The sequence below is a fragment of the Stenotrophomonas sp. 704A1 genome, from assembly GCF_030549525.1.
In the GTDB taxonomy this organism is placed as follows: domain Bacteria; phylum Pseudomonadota; class Gammaproteobacteria; order Xanthomonadales; family Xanthomonadaceae; genus Stenotrophomonas; species Stenotrophomonas tuberculopleuritidis.
In genome coordinates, this window is sequence record NZ_CP130831.1 from 1,992,375 (window position 1) to 2,007,278 (window position 14,904).

Sequence of the window (14,904 nt, forward strand, 5' to 3'; positions counted from 1 at the left end):
CCGATGTGCCTCAGTCGTCCAGCAGCGGCCGCAGGTCCTTCGGCAGGCGCGATTCCGGGTACTGCTGCAGGTAGCGTTCCAGGCTCGCACGCGCCAGGTCGAGGTCGCCACCATCGCGGCGTTCGCGGATCTTCTGCAGCCATTGCCGGCGCGGCAGTTGTGCATCGGCCTGCACTTCGGCCTGCACCGCAGCGGCGCTCAGCCCTGCATCGCTGGCGCGGCGCATCACGCCGGGGGCGGTCCTGGCGGTCGCTGCCTGCCGCGCAGCACGGGCGTCACCGCGTTCTTCGGTGCCGTCCTGGCCGGCATCGGCGACGTCGCTCGTCGGCGTGGCCGCGCGGCGAGCCTTCATTGCAGCCGATGGCGCGGCCAGTGGCGCGGGCGTCGAATAGGCTTCAAGCGCGGCGGCGGGGGCCTGCGGCGGTGCGACCGGCGGCGGTGGCGCTGCAGGCGCCGCGAAGGCGGAATCGGCCATCGGTGCCGGAGGCGGCGCCATGACCGGTGCCGGCTTCGGTGGCGTGGCAGGTTCCGCCTTTGCCGATGCGGCTGCGGCGGCGGGCGCCGGCTCGGCCGTGGCGGCACGCGGTCTGGCGGCCGTTGCCGATGGCGGTGGAGGCGGCTCGGCGGCGTCGAGGGTGGCTGCGCTGCTGTTCTCAGCGGCGTAGCCGCTGGCCGCATCGGCGGGCCGGTCGTCGGGCGTCGGGGCCGAGGCGATCTGCGCCTCGGCCGGGATCGGTGGCGGCTCCGGCCGCATCTGCCAGGCAATGCCGATGGCGAACACCATCGAAGCGGCGATGCCGAACACGGCGGGCCAGCGCGGGCGTGGGCGCCGCGCGCGCGCTGCGGCGGCGGGCGCGGGTGCCTGCTGCACCGGTGCGTCCACCGCGGCGCGTGCCGCGGCGAGGATGGCGGCGTCCAGCGCCGGTGGCGGGCCCTGTTCGGCCCGACGGCCGAGCAGGCGCGCCAGCTCGCGTTCTTCCGGCGTCAACGGATCGTCTCTGTTCATGCGTTCAATCCCGCACGCAGCTTGTCCATCGCATAGCGCAGCCGCGATTTCACGGTTTCCCGGCCAACGCCGGTGATCTGGCCGATCTCCTCCAGGCTCAGTTCCTGTTCCAGCCGCAGCTGCAGCACTTCACGCTGCTCGGCGGGCAGTTCTTCCATCGCCCGCTGGATGCGGCGACGCTGCTCGAATTCAGACAGTTCCGCTTCGGGGGTCTGTCCATCCTCCAGCGCAGCCAGGCGCAGGTCGGCGTCGGCCGGTGCGGCCGGGCGATGACGGGCGGCGCGCCAGTGGTCGTTCAGGCGGTTGTGGGCGATGCGGAACAGCCAGGTGCTGAACGCGGCCTCGGGTTGCCAGCCGGCCCGCGCACTGATCACGCGCTGCCACACATCCTGGAAGATCTCCTCGGCCAGCGCGGTGTCGCGCAGCTGCCGCAGCAGGAAGCCGAACAGGCGCTTGCGATGCCGCGCATACAGGCTTTCGAATGCCGGCAGATCGCCGCCGGCCCAGGCCAGCATCAAGGCTTCGTCGGTTGGCAGGGCGTCGGCATCCACGGCGCACAGGGTAAGCCCTGCCGGCGATGGCGCATAGACGTGGCGGGCGAGGGCACGGGCGTGGTTCACGGCTCGGAACGGGAGAGGATCGACAGGAAAAACGTCCGGAGGCACGTTTCGGGGTTGGCGGGCTTCCATTGCCCCCCGGGTGGCGCGCTATGCTCGGTTATTCAGGGGAGGCGACGCTCAGACGGCGCCAAGAGATCGTCATTTTGTCCACCCAAGCCGACCGCGCGCTGGAAGTGTCACCTCACGAGCCCGTGCTGAGCACGGCGCTGGTTCGTGCGCTGCATGCATTGCTGCCGGAAACGGCCGTCGTGCGCGTGGGCTGGGACGATCCGCAGCTGGGCAGCGGGCAGGGAGGCTGGCCGGCCGACAGCAGCGGGGAGGACGTCTGGCAGTCGCTGGCCGAGCAGGCCGAAGGCTGCCATGGCTGGGAGTACGATCGCGCCCGCCTGCTGTTGTCGGTGCGCGGGGCGGCACCCTCGCCGGCGTGGTGGGGGGTGTCCCGGCAGGCCATGGAGCTGGCCCTGCAGCGTGGCCGCCAGGCCGGGCAGATCAAGGCGCTGGAGCAGGCCGAGCGCTTGCAGCAGGCGTTGTTCCAGATCGCCGACCTGGCCGGTGCCGACCTGGAGATGGGCGAGATGCTGCGCCATGTGCACGGCGTGCTCGGCACGCTGATGTACGCGGAAAACTGCTACATCGTCGAGTATGACGAGGTACGCGGGCAGATCCGCTTCCTGTACTTCGCCGACCAGGTGGACGATTTCGTCGCCGACCCGACGCACAGCTTCGACGTCGACGAGATGCCGCACAGCCTGACGGTCGCCCTGCTGCGGCACGGCCGTCCGTTGAGTGGCCCCTCGCGCGAGCTGCTGGCCCAGGTCGAGCAGGAGCACGATCCGCAGCGCGGCCCGGAAAGCCTGGACTGGCTGGGCGTGCCGATGCTGCGCGACGGACGCGTGTGCGGCGCGATCGTGGTGCAGAGCTATGAACACGGCGCGCGCTACCACGAGGCCGAGCGTGCGCTGCTGGGCTTCGTGGCCCAGCATGTGCAGACCGCGATGGACCGGCGCCAGGCGCAGGTGCGGCTGGAGCAGCAGGTGGAACGACGCACGCTGGAACTGCAGCGCGCCAACCGCAGCCTGCAGGACGAAGTGGCCGAGCGACGCCGCGCCGAACAGCTGCAGACCGCGCTGTACAACATTGCCGAGATGGCGATGTCGGCCGATAGCCTGGCGCAGTTCTATGGCCAGGTGCACGGGGTGGTCGGGCGGCTGCTGGATGCGCGCAACTTCTACATCGCGCTGGTCAACGCCGCGGGCGACGGCCTGGATTTCGTCTACTCGGTCGACGAGCACAACGCGAGCCGTGCACCGCGCGCGTTCAGCCGCGGGCTGACCGAATACGTGGTACGCCATCGGCGCCCGCTGCTGGCATCGCGGGCGCAGATCGATGCGCTGCTGGAAACCGGCGAGGTGCGCGAATCCGGGGCACGCTCGCAATGCTGGCTGGGCGTGCCACTGCTGCGCGACGATGAAGTGGTCGGCGCGATCGTGGTGCAGAGCTACAGCGAGCAGATCGCCTTCAGCGTGCACGACCAGCGCCTGCTCACCTTCGTGGCGCAGAACATCGGCACCGGGCTGGCCCGCCAGCGCGACCAGCAACGGTTGCGGTCGGCGCATGCCGAACTGGAAAAGCGGGTGGAGGAGCGCACCCGCGAGCTGGCCGAGGTGAATGACAAGCTGCTGGGCCAGATCGGCGAGCGTCTGCGCGCCGAGCAGCGCCTGACCCATCAGGCGATGCACGATGCGCTGACCGGACTGCCCAACCGGCTGCACCTGCTCGACCGGCTGCAGGACGCGCTGGCATTGGCCCGGCGCGAGGGCGGGCCGGTGTTCGCCGTGCTGTTCCTGGATCTGGACCGTTTCAAGCTGGTCAACGACAGCATCGGGCATGCGGCCGGTGACCGCATGCTGGTGGAAGTGGCCAAGCGGATCGTGTCCATGACCGGCGCCGAGGATGTGGTGGCGCGGCTGGGCGGTGACGAATTCGCCGTGCTGCTGCAGTGCCCCCAGGGCCTGGCGCAGGCGCTGGATTTCGGCCAGCGGCTGCTGCTGGCCCTGCAGGAATCGATGTGGATCGCCGGCCGTGAGCTGTTCCCCTCGGGCAGCCTGGGCATCGCGCTGTGGAATCCGCGCTACCGGACCGGCGAGGAACTGCTGCGCGACGCCGACGCGGCGATGTACCGGGCCAAGGCCCAGGGCCATGATCGCTGTTCGATCTTCGACGAGGACATGCGCGAACAGGCGATGCGCAGCCTGGACCTGGAAGCGGACCTGCGCAGGGCGATCAACAACCGCGATTTCGTGCCGTTCTACCAGCCGATCGTGCGCCTGTCCGATGGCGAGGTGGTCGGTCACGAGGCGCTGCTGCGCTGGAAGCACGAGCGCCGCGGGCTGCTGCTGCCGGGGGCGTTCCTCGAGCTGGGCGAGGAAAGCGGCCTGATCGAACAGGTGGACTGGCTGATCTACGAGCAGGTCATCGCCGGGCTCGCCGACGGCGGACGCGGCTATGTGTCGGTCAACGTGTCGCCCCGGCATTTCCGCTCGGCCGGATTCAGTGCGCGCCTGTTCGGCCTGCTGGAAGCATGCGCGGCGGACCCGCGGCGGCTGCGGCTGGAGATCACCGAGGTGGCGCTGCTCGACGACGGCCCGCATACGCTGCGTATCCTGAAGGGCCTGCGCGAGCGCGGCATCCAGGTGCAGCTGGATGATTTCGGCACGGGTTTCTCCGCGCTCTCCTATCTGCACCGGTTCCCGATCAGTACCCTGAAGATCGATCAGAGTTTCATCGCCGGCCTGCACGGGCCGGAAGCGCAGAGCACGCGTGCGCTGGTGGAAGGCGTGCTGTCGCTGGCGCGTACGCTGGGCATCGAAACCATCGGCGAAGGCATCGAAACCGAGGCGCAGCGCGACACCTTGTTCGAACTGGGCTGCGACTACGGCCAGGGGTACCTGCTGGGGCGGCCGGCACCGTGGACGCGCGCGGCGGCCTGAGCCGCCACGCAGCGGCGGCTCAACGCAGGGCGGCGCGGCGCTTCTCGTCGATCCACTTCGATGCCTGGGCCGGCTGGTAGGCCTGCATCCACGCCAGCATGTCCTCGATGTCCGAGCCATACCACAGGTCCTGGCGCTGCTCCGGGTGCAGGAACCGTTCCTCGACCATGCGATCGATCATGCCGATCAGCGGCGCGTAGAAGCCGTCCACGTCGAGGAAGGCGCAGGGCTTGTTGCCGATGCCGAGCTGGCGCCAGGTGAGCATCTCGAAGATCTCTTCCATGGTGCCGAAGCCGCCGGGCAGGGCGACGAAGCCGTCGGACAGGTCGAACATGCGCGACTTGCGTTCATGCATCGAGCCCACGATCTCCAGTTCGGTCAGGCCGCGGTGGGCCACTTCCCAATCGGCCAGCTGGCGCGGGATCACGCCGGTCACCTCGCCGCCGGCGGCCAGCACCGCATTGGCCACGGTGCCCATAAGGCCGACGTTGCCGCCGCCGTACACCAGGCGCATGCCGTCGCGGGCAATGCGGTCGCCCAGCGCGATCGCGCGCTCGGTGTAGGCCGGCTTGCTGCCGGCATTGGAGCCACAGTAAACACAGATCGACTTCATGGATCTTCCTGTCTCATTTCCGGAAACGAAAACGCCCCGCCGGCAACCGGGGAGCCGGTCGCAGGGCAGGGTGTACGCGCGATTATGAGCCCTTGCCGTTGCCCGCAGTAGAGCCGAGCCATGCTCGGCTGCTCTTCGTTCACATCGCGGCAAAGGCTGAGTCGAGCATGGCTCGACTCTCCAAACACCAGGCCAGGCTTACGCCGCAGCCGCCTGCTCGCGGCGCGGGCCTTCGCGCAGGGCGCGGCCGACCATGCCCACCAGCAGGTCCAGCTCTTCACTGTCCATGCCGAAGTGCGGGGTGAAGCGCAGTGAGTTCTCGCCGCCGTGGATCACATTGATGCCGTGCTGGCGCAGCCACTCTTCGGTGGAATTGGCGCCGTAGCACTTGAACTGCGGGGCCAGCTCGCAGGAGAACAGCAGGCCGGTGCCCTGCACCTTGGTGATCAGGCCGCCCAGATCGGCACGCAGCTGCTCCAGCTTGCGCACCGCTTCGGCGCCGCGTTCAGCGATGTTGGCGCGCACCTGCGGGGTCAGCTGGGCCAGGGTGGCGCAGGCCACGTCCAGGGCCCGCGGGTTGCTGGTCATGGTGTTGCCGTAGATGCCCTTGCGGTACAGCTGCGCGGCATGGTCGGTCACCGCCAGCACGGACAGTGGGTACTGCGCGGCGTTCAGCGCCTTGGAATAGGTTTCCATGTCCGGCGGGTCCAGGCCCTCGAAGCCGGGGTAATCGACCACCGACAGGACACCGTGGGCGCGCAGGCCCGCCTGGATCGAATCGAGCAGCAGCAGGCTGCCGTGACCGCGGGTCAGCTCGCGGGCCAGCGCATAGAAGGCCGGCGGCACCGAGCGGCCCGGATCGCCTTCGCCCATCACCGGTTCCAGGAACACCGCCTCGATGAACCACTGGTTGCGTGCCGCGTCCTCGAACACCTTGCGCAGGCCGGCCTCGTCGTACGGCGCCACGGTGATCACCGAGTCTTCGCCGCGGTAACTGGCCAGGTGCTGCAGATAGGTCTTGCGGCTGGAATCGGAATACAGCGCCGGGCGATCGGTACGGCCATGGAAGCTGCCCTTGACCACCACGCGCTTGATCGCCGCCCCGGCGTGGCGGGCGCCCGGGTCGGTCTGCAGCTTGGCGTTGACGTCGGCAATGCGCGCGGCCAGTCCCACCGCTTCGGAACCGGAGTTCAGGCACATGAAACGGGTGAACGGGCAGCCGCCGCGACGGTGGCCGATCTCGGCGCGCAGCGCCGCGATGAAGCGGTGCTGGGACAGGCTGGGCGTCATGATGTTGGCCATCACCTGCGGCCGCGCCATCGCCTCCAGCACGGCATCCGGGGTGTGGCCGAAGCCGAGCATGCCGTAGCCGCCGGCGTCGTACAGCACCGCGCCCTTCAGGGTGACCACCCAGGGGCCGCGCGCGGCCAGCGCCACGTACGGGGTCACCGCATCGTCGGCGTAGAAATTGACGAAGCCATCCTGCATCGCATCGATCTGCGCCTGCTCATCCTGTGCCAGCAGCGGCCCCAGCTCGGCCTGCACGCGCGCGAACTCGGCAGCGGCAGCGTCCACCGCGGCGATCAGCTGCGGGTGGTTGGCGGACAGGGCGGTCAGGGTGGCATCGTCCAGGCCGGTGGTGAGGCGGGTGCCGGGCTGGGCGCGGAGGGGGGCGAGGCGTTCGATGAAGCTCATTGCAGATCTCCTGAAACAATGGGTCGCACGGGCTTTCAAAAGCAAAACGCGCGTCTTCACGCGCGCTGGGGCGGGCTCGTGCAGCGGACTTCCAGCCCGATGCTAGCACTTGTTTTTTTGCGCGATAACCCCGCAAAAGACTGCTGCATAGCAGCATTTTGCGCGACGTTCGCCACGAAGCACGCCGGCTCGCGGACGCTGCACGTACAATGCGCGCCATTGTCGACCTGTTGCCGCCCACTGCCTTGAAGAAGTCCGATTTCCATTACGACCTGCCGGCCGAACTGATCGCGCAGGCACCGTTGGCCGAGCGTTCGGCCAGTCGCCTGATGCTGGTGCCGCCGGCGCCGGCCGCCTTCACCGATCAGCAGGTGCGCGACCTGCCGGCGCTGCTGCAGCCCGGCGACCTGCTGGTGTTCAACGACACCCGGGTGATCCCGGCGCGCCTGTTCGGGCAGAAGGCCAGCGGCGGTCGCGTGGAGATCCTGATCGAGCGCCTGCTCGGTGGCCAGCAGGCGCGGGCCCAGGTGGGGGCGAGCAAATCGCCCAAGGCCGGCAGCCGGATTGCCCTGGATGCGGGCGGCGAGGCGGAAGTGCTGGGCCGCGATGGCGAGTTCTATGTGCTGCAGTTCCATGTGCCGGAATCGCTGGAGCAGTGGCTGCTGCACGCTGGCCGGTTGCCGCTGCCGCCCTACATCCAGCGCGAGCCGGGCGTGGACGACCGCGAGCGCTACCAGACCGTGTTCGCCCGCGAAGTGGGCGCGGTGGCCGCACCGACCGCCGGCCTGCATTTCGACGAGCCGCTGCTGGCCGCGCTGAAGGACAGGGGGGTGGAATTCGGCCACGTTACCCTGCATGTGGGCGCAGGGACCTTCCAGCCGGTGCGTGCCGATGACCTGAAGGACCACGTGATGCACCGCGAGTGGCTGAACGTGGGCGCCGAACTGGTCCAGCAGGTGCGGCGCACCCGTGAGGCCGGCGGCCGGGTGATCGGCGTCGGCACCACCGTGGTGCGCGCGCTGGAGAGCGCGATGCGCGATGGCGAGCTGCTGCCGTTCGCCGGCGAGACCCAGATCTTCATCACCCCCGGCTACCGCATCCGCAGCGTGGATGCGATGGTGACCAACTTCCATCTGCCGGAAAGCACGCTGCTGATGATGATCTCGGCCTTTGCCGGCAAGGACCGCGTGTTCGAGGCCTACCAGCACGCGATCGCGCAGCGCTACCGGTTCTTCAGCTACGGCGATGCGATGCTGCTGTTCCCGCAGGCGGGGTAGGGCTGGGGTGGGTAGCGCCGGGCCATGCCCGGCGGGGCGCAGTTGCGGGTCATCCGCCGGGCATGGCCCGGGCTACCGGAGCAGGGAAGGCGGTTTTGGGAGACAATAGGCGACTATTTGCCTGAATGACCGCTCCATGTCCCGACTGCAGTTCCAGCTCCAGACCCGCGACGGCCGTGCCCGCCGTGGCCGCCTGACCTTCCCGCGTGGCACGGTGGAAACGCCGGCCTTCATGCCGGTGGGAACCTATGGCTCGGTCAAGGGCATTCTGCCGGACCAGGTGCGCGCACTGGGCGCCGAGATCATCCTCGGCAACACCTTCCACCTGTACCTGCGCCCGGGCCTGGACATCATCGCCGACCACGGCGGCCTGCACGGCTTCTGCCGCTGGGATGGCCCGATCCTGACCGACTCCGGCGGTTTCCAGGTGTTCTCGCTGGCCCACCGCCGCAAGATCACCGAGCAGGGCGTGACCTTCGCCTCGCCCACCGACGGTGCCCGCGTGTTCCTGGGCCCGGAAGAGAGTATGAAGATCCAGAAGGTGCTCGATTCGGACGTGGTGATGATCTTCGACGAGTGCACCCCGTACCCTGCCACCGAGGACGTGGCTCGCCGGTCGATGGAGCTGAGCCTGCGCTGGGCCCAGCGCAGCCGCAATGCCCATGACGAGCTGGGCAACGACGCGGCCCTGTTCGGCATCGTCCAGGGCGGGGTGCATACCGACCTGCGCAGCCGCTCGGCCGACGCCCTGCAGGCCATCGGCTTCGACGGCTATGCCATCGGCGGCCTGGCCGTGGGCGAGCCGGAAGACGAGCGCAACGCGATGCTCGACCACCTCGACCCGGAGCTGCCCAGCGACCGTCCGCGTTACCTGATGGGCGTGGGCCGGCCGGAAGACCTGGTGGAAGGCGTGGCCCGCGGCGTGGACATGTTCGACTGCGTGATGCCGACCCGGAACGCCCGCAACGGCCACTATTTCACCTCGTTCGGCACCGTCCGCATCCGTAATTCCCAGTACGCACGGGACATGGACCCGATCGAACCCGGCTGCGGCTGCGTGGCCTGCACCGGCGGCTACACCCGTTCCTACCTGCGCCACCTGGACCGCTGCAACGAGATGCTGGCGCCGATGCTGGGCACCCTGCACAACCTGTTCTATTACGAGAAACTGATGGCCGACATCCGCGCAGCCATCGAGGCGGGAACCTTCCTGGCCTTCCGCGAGTCCTTCTATGCGGCCCGTGGGGCGGTTGCGCCCCCGCTGTAACCCCGTGGTACCCCTGCCGAACGGCCCAAGGACGAACGTCCGGGGCCGTGGCATACTTCAAGGCTGACCCAGATCCGCGGTCGACACCCCCGCCCGTGAACGAGCGGGAGCGCCGCCCAACCAAAGGACCAACGATGAACCTGCTTGCTTTCCTGATTCCCGCCGCCCACGCCCAGGCCGCCGGCGGCCAACCGCAGGGCATGGGCCTGACCACGCTGCTGTTCCCGATCATCCTGATCGCCATCATGTACTTCCTGATGATCCGCCCGCAGATGAAGCGGCAGAAGGAGCACAAGGCCATGCTGGAGAAGATCAAGCGCGGCGACGAAGTGCTGACCAACGGTGGTATCGCCGGCGTGGTCACCGACATCGGCGACAACTTCATCACCATCGAAGTGGCCGACAACGTGCGCATCCGCGTGCAGAAGGGCGCTGTCGGCAACGTGCTGCCGGCCGGTACCCTGAAGTCGGCCCAGTAAGCCACTCCCTTTCCGAAGCACAACCGCGGCGCCGGGGATGGCGCCGCGCGGGACCCAAGCAATGCTCGAATTTCCACGCTGGAAGTACGTCGTCATCCTGATCGTACTCGCGCTCAGCACGCTGTACGCGCTGCCCAACATCTACCAGAAGGACCCGGCCATCCAGATCACCGCCAACCGTGGCGGGCAGATCGACGATGCGCTGCGCGACCGTGTGCTGGCCGAGCTGAACAAGGCCGGTGTCACCACGATCGGCGCAGAGAAGGAAGGGGACAGCCTGATCGTCCGCCTGTCGGACCTGAAGTCGCAGTCCGCCGCCAGTGATGAGCTGCGTGACAGCGTGGGCGAGAACTACACCGTCGCGCTGAACCTGGCGTCGACCGTGCCGGACTGGCTGGCCAATCTCGGCGGGCGGCCGATGGTACTGGGCCTGGACCTGCAGGGCGGCGTGCACTTCGTGCTGCAGGTCGACCAGAAGGCTGCGCTGGACAAGCGACTGGACGCCTACACCGAAGACGTGCGCAGCACCCTGCGTGATGCGCGGATCGCCTACCAGTCGGTCGAGCGTCGCGCTGACAACACCATCGTGGCCAACCTCAGCCCGTCGGCCGGCGAAGATGCCGGTACCCGCGCCCGCGCCGCACTGGCCAAGGCGCAGCCGACCCTGGGCTACGACGTCAGCGGCAGCCGCATCACGGTCTCCATTCCGGAAGCCGAGATCACCCAGATCGCCAATGGCGCGATCGAGCAGAACATCAACACCCTGCGCAACCGCGTGAACCAGCTCGGCGTGGCCGAGCCGATCATCCAGCGCCAGGGTGCCGACCGCGTGGTCGTGCAGCTGCCGGGTGTGCAGGACACCGCCGAAGCCAAGCGCATGATCGGTGCCACCGCCACCCTGGAATACCGCGCGGTGGTGGATGGCAACGCGCAGGACGCCATCGCGTCGGGCCGCATCCCGCCGGAAGCGAAGGTGTACCAGCGTCGTGACGGCGGTGGTCCGGTGCTGCTGAACAAGCGCGTGATCGTCACCGGTGACCAGATGGTGGCCGCACAGGCGGTGAACGATCCCACCACCGGCACCCCGGCGGTCAGCGTGACGCTGAACAACGTCGGCGGCCAGCGCATGTTCGACTTCACCAGCGCCAACGTGAACAAGCCGATGGCGGTGGTGTACACCGAGCGCGTGCCGACCGTGACCATCGTTGATGGCCAGGAAGTGCGTGGCTTCAAGGTCAACGAGGAAGTGATCTCGGTGGCCAACATCAACGGCGTGTTCGGCAAGAACTTCCAGACCACCGGCCTGCAGAAGAAGGAAGCCGAGGACCTGGCCAAGCTGCTGAAGTCGGGTTCGCTGGCTGCGCCGATGGACTTCGTCGAAGAACGCGTGGTCGGCCCGAGCCTGGGTGCCGAGAACGTCAAGAACGGCATCACCGCGGTGGTGTATGCCTTCATGTTCACCCTGGTGTTCTTCAGCATCTACTACCGCATGTTCGGTCTGATCACCTCGGTGGCGATGCTGTTCAACCTGCTGATCGTGGTGGCGGTGATGTCGCTGTTCGGCGCGACCATGACCCTGCCGGGCTTCGCCGGCCTGGCGTTGTCGGTCGGTCTGTCGGTCGACGCCAACGTGCTGATCAACGAACGTATCCGTGAAGAGCTGCGTGCCGGCGTGCCGGGCAAGACCGCGATCGTGACCGGTTACGAACGTGCATCGGGCACCATTCTCGACGCCAACCTGACCGGCCTGATCGTCGGTGTGGCGCTGTTCGCATTCGGTACCGGTCCGCTGAAGGGCTTCGCGCTGACCATGATCATCGGTATTTTCGCCTCCATGTTCACCGCGATCACCGTATCGCGTGCGCTGGCGACGCTGATCTACGGCCGTCGCAAGAAGCTCCAGAACGTGGCCATCTGACGGGACGACACGCACATGAAACTGTTTCCGCTGCACATCCTCCCGAACGACACCAAGATCGACTTCATGCGCTGGCGCCATGTCGCCATGGCAGTCACCATCGTGGTGTTCCTGGCCTCGATCGCGATCATCGGCGTCAAGGGCTTCAACTACGCGCTGGACTTCACCGGCGGCACCCTGATCGAAGCCCGCTTCGACAAGGCGGTGGACGTCGAGCAGGTCCGTACCAAGCTGGAGCAGAATGGCTTCGAAGGAGCCCAGGTGCAGAGCGTGGGTGGCAACACCGACCTGCTGATCCGCCTGGCCCCGCACGGCGAGCATGCCCCGGGCACCGGTGCTGCCGCCGCCGAGGACAAGGCTACCGCTGCGGCTGTGGTGAAGGCCCTTTCCACCGCCGACAACCAGGCCACCGTGCTGCGCAACGAGTTTGTCGGCCCGCAGATCGGCAAGGACCTGGCGATGAATGGCCTGTACGCCACCATCTTCATGCTGGCCGGCTTCCTGATCTACATCGCCGTCCGCTTCGAGTGGAAGTTCGCGGTCACCGCCAGCATCGTGGCCATGTTCGACCTGATCGTGACGGTCGCCTACGTGTCGCTGCTGGGCCGTGAGTTCGACCTGACCGTGCTGGCCGGCCTGCTGTCGGTGATGGGTTTTGCGATCAACGACATCATCGTGGTGTTCGACCGCGTCCGCGAGAACTTCCGCAGCCTGCGCGTGGAGCCGATGGAAGTGCTCAACCGTTCGATCAACCAGACGCTGTCGCGTACGGTGATCACCGCGGTGATGTTCTTCCTGTCGGCGCTTGCCCTGTACCTGTACGGTGGCAGCTCGATGGAAGGCCTGGCCGAGACCCACATGATCGGTGCGGTGATCGTGGTGCTGTCCTCGATCCTGGTGGCGGTGCCGATGCTGACCATCGGTGCGCTGCGGGTGACCAAGCAGGACCTGCTGCCGAAGGCGAAGGACGTCGAAGCGCTGGCGCGCCGCCCATAAGGGAGGTTCGCCGCTTCACGCAGAGAACCCCGCGCAAGCGGGGTTTTTTGTTGGCAGGGCTTGCAGCCCTGGTACGCGTCATCGCATGCGCGCTGTCGCTCCCACGCTTCGCTGCGCGAACCGTGGGCCCCACTTACCAACTCCCAGACCCCCGCCGCTTCGCGGCCGCCCCCTGACTCAGGGGGCTTTGCCCCAGACCGGTTCCGCGCGGCTGTTGGTGGGTGCCGACCGTTGGTCGGCACATTTGTCAGCTATCGAATGAATCATCCACGCATGGCGTGGATCTACTGGGGCGCGCGGCTTCTGGTAGGTGTCGACCTTGGTCGACACGACTTTTCTGTCAGATATCTATATCCGCCCCCGTGCCGACCAACGGTCGGTACCCACCATCAGCAGCATGTTCTGACAGATCGCGGAGAACTGTCGAAGGCGGGGTGGGTCCGGTTGAGGGGGCGTGAGCCGCATGGATGCGGCGACCGAGCCTACAGGGACGTATTCACGGCGTCCCCCTCAACCGGACCCGCCCCGCCAACCCACGGAAAGCCAGCTTCTGAAGTTGACGTTGATGTGGCTTGAAGCAGGTGCAGGGCTGCAAGCCCTGCAAAAGAAAACTCCACCCTACGCCAGCGTCGGTTGTGCAATCGGCCCCCGCGCACTACGATCCTGCGGTTCGCGCGCGCCCGCGCGCCCGTACTCCTGCTGAGCGCCCTGCGCGCCGCATCTGCCAACCCGAGGTCTCCATGGTCATCAAACCGCGCGTCCGCGGCTTCATCTGCGTCACCACCCATCCGACCGGCTGCGACGCCGCCGTCAAGCAGCAGATCGACTACATCCGCGCGCGTCCGCCGATCCAGAACGGTCCCAAGCGCGTGCTGGTGATCGGTGCGTCCACCGGCTATGGCCTGGCCGCACGCATCACCGCGGCCTTCGGCAGTGGCGCGGCGACCCTGGGCATCTTCTTCGAACGCCCGGGTACCGAGAGCAAGCCGGGTACCGCCGGCTGGTACAACTCGGCCGCGTTCCACAAGTACGCCGATGCCGCCGGCCTGTATGCCAAGAGCATCAACGGCGATGCCTTCTCCGATGAGGTGAAGGCCAGGACCATCGAGATGATCAAGGCCGACCTCGGCCAGGTCGACCAGGTGGTCTACAGCCTGGCTGCGCCGCGCCGCAAGCACCCCAAGACCGGCGAGATCATCAGCTCCACGTTGAAGCCGATCGGCGAGCCGATCACCCTGCGTGGCCTGGATACCGACAAGGAAGTGCTGACCGAGACCCATCTGCAGCCGGCGACCGCCGAGGAAATTGCCGGCACCGTGGCGGTGATGGGCGGTGAAGACTGGCAGATGTGGATCGACGCGCTGGCCGATGCCGGCGTGCTGGCCAATGGCTGCACCACCACCGCCTTCACCTATGTCGGCGAAGAGATCACCCAGGCCATCTACTGGAACGGCTCGATCGGCGCCGCCAAGAAGGATCTGGACAACAAGGTGCTGGGCCTGCGCGAGAAGCTGGCCAAGATCGGGGGAGATGCGCGGGTGTCGGTGCTCAAGGCCGTGGTCACCCAGGCCAGCTCGGCCATCCCGACCATGCCGCTGTACCTGTCGCTGCTGTTCAAGGTGATGAAGGAGAAGGGCACCCACGAAGGCTGCATCGAGCAGCTGGACGTGCTGTACGACATCCTCTACGGCGGCAAGGCCGACGGCGTGGCGGTCGATCGCCTGCGCCACGACCTGGTCGACGGCGATGGCCACACCGTCGCGCTCATCGACGAAGAGGGCCGCCTGCGTGCCGACTACAAGGAAATGGCCGCCGATGTGCAGGGCAAGGTGGTCGCGCTGTGGCCGCAGGTGACCAATGAGAACCTGTACGAGATCAGCGACCTGGCCGGTTACAAGGCCGACTTCCTGCGCCTGTTCGGGTTCGGCGTAGAAGGCGTCGACTACGAGGCCGACGTCGATCCGGACGTCAGGATCGCCAATCTGGTCGATCTGACCTGATCCACGAAGAGGCCGGCGCAAGCCGGCCTTCTTCATTGGTAGC

11 protein-coding genes are annotated in these 14,904 nt (G+C 67.6%); 7 read left to right on the forward strand and 4 right to left on the reverse strand.

The window, feature by feature from the left end:
• Nucleotides 1-10: 10 nt before the first annotated feature.
• Together Q5Z10_RS09580 and Q5Z10_RS09585 are read right to left on the reverse strand one after the other, a co-directional pair.
• A complete protein-coding gene (locus tag Q5Z10_RS09580; RefSeq protein ID WP_303638853.1) occupies nucleotides 11-1,006 on the reverse strand; it encodes a hypothetical protein in 996 nt (331 codons plus the stop codon).
• Nucleotides 1,003-1,521 carry an RNA polymerase sigma factor gene (locus tag Q5Z10_RS09585; protein WP_303639161.1) on the reverse strand — a complete coding sequence of 173 codons (519 nt, stop codon included), beginning with the start codon at nucleotides 1,519-1,521 and terminating at the stop codon, nucleotides 1,003-1,005. Before Q5Z10_RS09585 ends, Q5Z10_RS09580 begins: the two co-directional genes overlap by 4 nt.
• A 248-nt stretch (nucleotides 1,522-1,769) precedes the next feature.
• Between Q5Z10_RS09585 and Q5Z10_RS09590 the strand changes: the two genes are divergently transcribed.
• A complete protein-coding gene (locus Q5Z10_RS09590) occupies nucleotides 1,770-4,616 on the forward strand; it encodes a bifunctional diguanylate cyclase/phosphodiesterase (protein ID WP_303638854.1) in 2,847 nt (948 codons plus the stop codon).
• A gap of 19 nt (nucleotides 4,617-4,635) precedes the next feature.
• Here the strand turns inward: Q5Z10_RS09590 and Q5Z10_RS09595 are convergent, their stop codons facing one another.
• Entirely contained in the window at nucleotides 4,636-5,229 is a 594-nt protein-coding gene (locus Q5Z10_RS09595; protein WP_303638855.1) for an LOG family protein, read from the reverse strand.
• Between the two features lie 198 nt (nucleotides 5,230-5,427).
• Nucleotides 5,428-6,924 (reverse strand): aminotransferase class III-fold pyridoxal phosphate-dependent enzyme, encoded by a 1,497-nt coding sequence (locus Q5Z10_RS09600; RefSeq protein ID WP_303638856.1) that lies wholly within the window; start codon nucleotides 6,922-6,924, stop codon nucleotides 5,428-5,430.
• Nucleotides 6,925-7,133: 209 nt separating this feature from the next.
• Between Q5Z10_RS09600 and queA the strand changes: the two genes are divergently transcribed.
• The 6 genes from queA (at nucleotide 7,134) to fabV (ending at nucleotide 14,861) form a co-directional block, all read left to right on the forward strand.
• A complete protein-coding gene (gene queA / locus Q5Z10_RS09605; protein ID WP_303638857.1) occupies nucleotides 7,134-8,201 on the forward strand; it encodes a tRNA preQ1(34) S-adenosylmethionine ribosyltransferase-isomerase QueA in 1,068 nt (355 codons plus the stop codon).
• A 136-nt stretch (nucleotides 8,202-8,337) separates the two neighbouring features.
• On the forward strand, nucleotides 8,338-9,468 hold the full coding sequence (tgt, locus tag Q5Z10_RS09610) for a tRNA guanosine(34) transglycosylase Tgt (protein WP_303638858.1): 1,131 nt from the start codon (nucleotides 8,338-8,340) through the stop codon (nucleotides 9,466-9,468).
• A 134-nt stretch (nucleotides 9,469-9,602) separates the two neighbouring features.
• The gene (gene yajC, locus Q5Z10_RS09615; RefSeq protein ID WP_057498089.1) at nucleotides 9,603-9,947 is read left to right on the forward strand and encodes a preprotein translocase subunit YajC; all 345 of its coding nucleotides are present in this window, start codon (nucleotides 9,603-9,605) and stop codon (nucleotides 9,945-9,947) included.
• Between the two features lie 61 nt (nucleotides 9,948-10,008).
• Complete coding sequence (secD, locus tag Q5Z10_RS09620; RefSeq protein WP_303638859.1) at nucleotides 10,009-11,865, forward strand: protein translocase subunit SecD; 1,857 nt, start codon at nucleotides 10,009-10,011, stop codon at nucleotides 11,863-11,865.
• Between the two features lie 15 nt (nucleotides 11,866-11,880).
• Nucleotides 11,881-12,861 (forward strand): protein translocase subunit SecF, encoded by a 981-nt coding sequence (gene secF, locus Q5Z10_RS09625; protein ID WP_303638860.1) that lies wholly within the window; start codon nucleotides 11,881-11,883, stop codon nucleotides 12,859-12,861.
• A gap of 740 nt (nucleotides 12,862-13,601) precedes the next feature.
• Complete coding sequence (fabV, locus tag Q5Z10_RS09630; RefSeq protein WP_303638861.1) at nucleotides 13,602-14,861, forward strand: enoyl-ACP reductase FabV; 1,260 nt, start codon at nucleotides 13,602-13,604, stop codon at nucleotides 14,859-14,861.
• Nucleotides 14,862-14,904 lie beyond the last annotated feature (43 nt).

What these genes read in the sequence shown, in the direction of transcription:
- Q5Z10_RS09580 (WP_303638853.1), bottom strand. Translation starts at nt 1,006, where the DNA reads ATGAACAGAGACGATCCGTTGACGCCGGAAGAACGCGAGCTGGCGCGC.
- Q5Z10_RS09585 (WP_303639161.1), bottom strand. Translation starts at nt 1,521, where the DNA reads ATGCTGGCCTGGGCCGGCGGCGATCTGCCGGCATTCGAAAGCCTGTAT.
- Q5Z10_RS09595 (WP_303638855.1), bottom strand. Translation starts at nt 5,229, where the DNA reads ATGAAGTCGATCTGTGTTTACTGTGGCTCCAATGCCGGCAGCAAGCCG.
- Q5Z10_RS09600 (WP_303638856.1), bottom strand. Translation starts at nt 6,924, where the DNA reads ATGAGCTTCATCGAACGCCTCGCCCCCCTCCGCGCCCAGCCCGGCACC.
- queA (WP_303638857.1), top strand. Translation starts at nt 7,134, where the DNA reads ATGCGCGCCATTGTCGACCTGTTGCCGCCCACTGCCTTGAAGAAGTCC.
- tgt (WP_303638858.1), top strand. Translation starts at nt 8,338, where the DNA reads ATGTCCCGACTGCAGTTCCAGCTCCAGACCCGCGACGGCCGTGCCCGC.
- yajC (WP_057498089.1), top strand. Translation starts at nt 9,603, where the DNA reads ATGAACCTGCTTGCTTTCCTGATTCCCGCCGCCCACGCCCAGGCCGCC.
- secD (WP_303638859.1), top strand. Translation starts at nt 10,009, where the DNA reads ATGCTCGAATTTCCACGCTGGAAGTACGTCGTCATCCTGATCGTACTC.
- secF (WP_303638860.1), top strand. Translation starts at nt 11,881, where the DNA reads ATGAAACTGTTTCCGCTGCACATCCTCCCGAACGACACCAAGATCGAC.
- fabV (WP_303638861.1), top strand. Translation starts at nt 13,602, where the DNA reads ATGGTCATCAAACCGCGCGTCCGCGGCTTCATCTGCGTCACCACCCAT.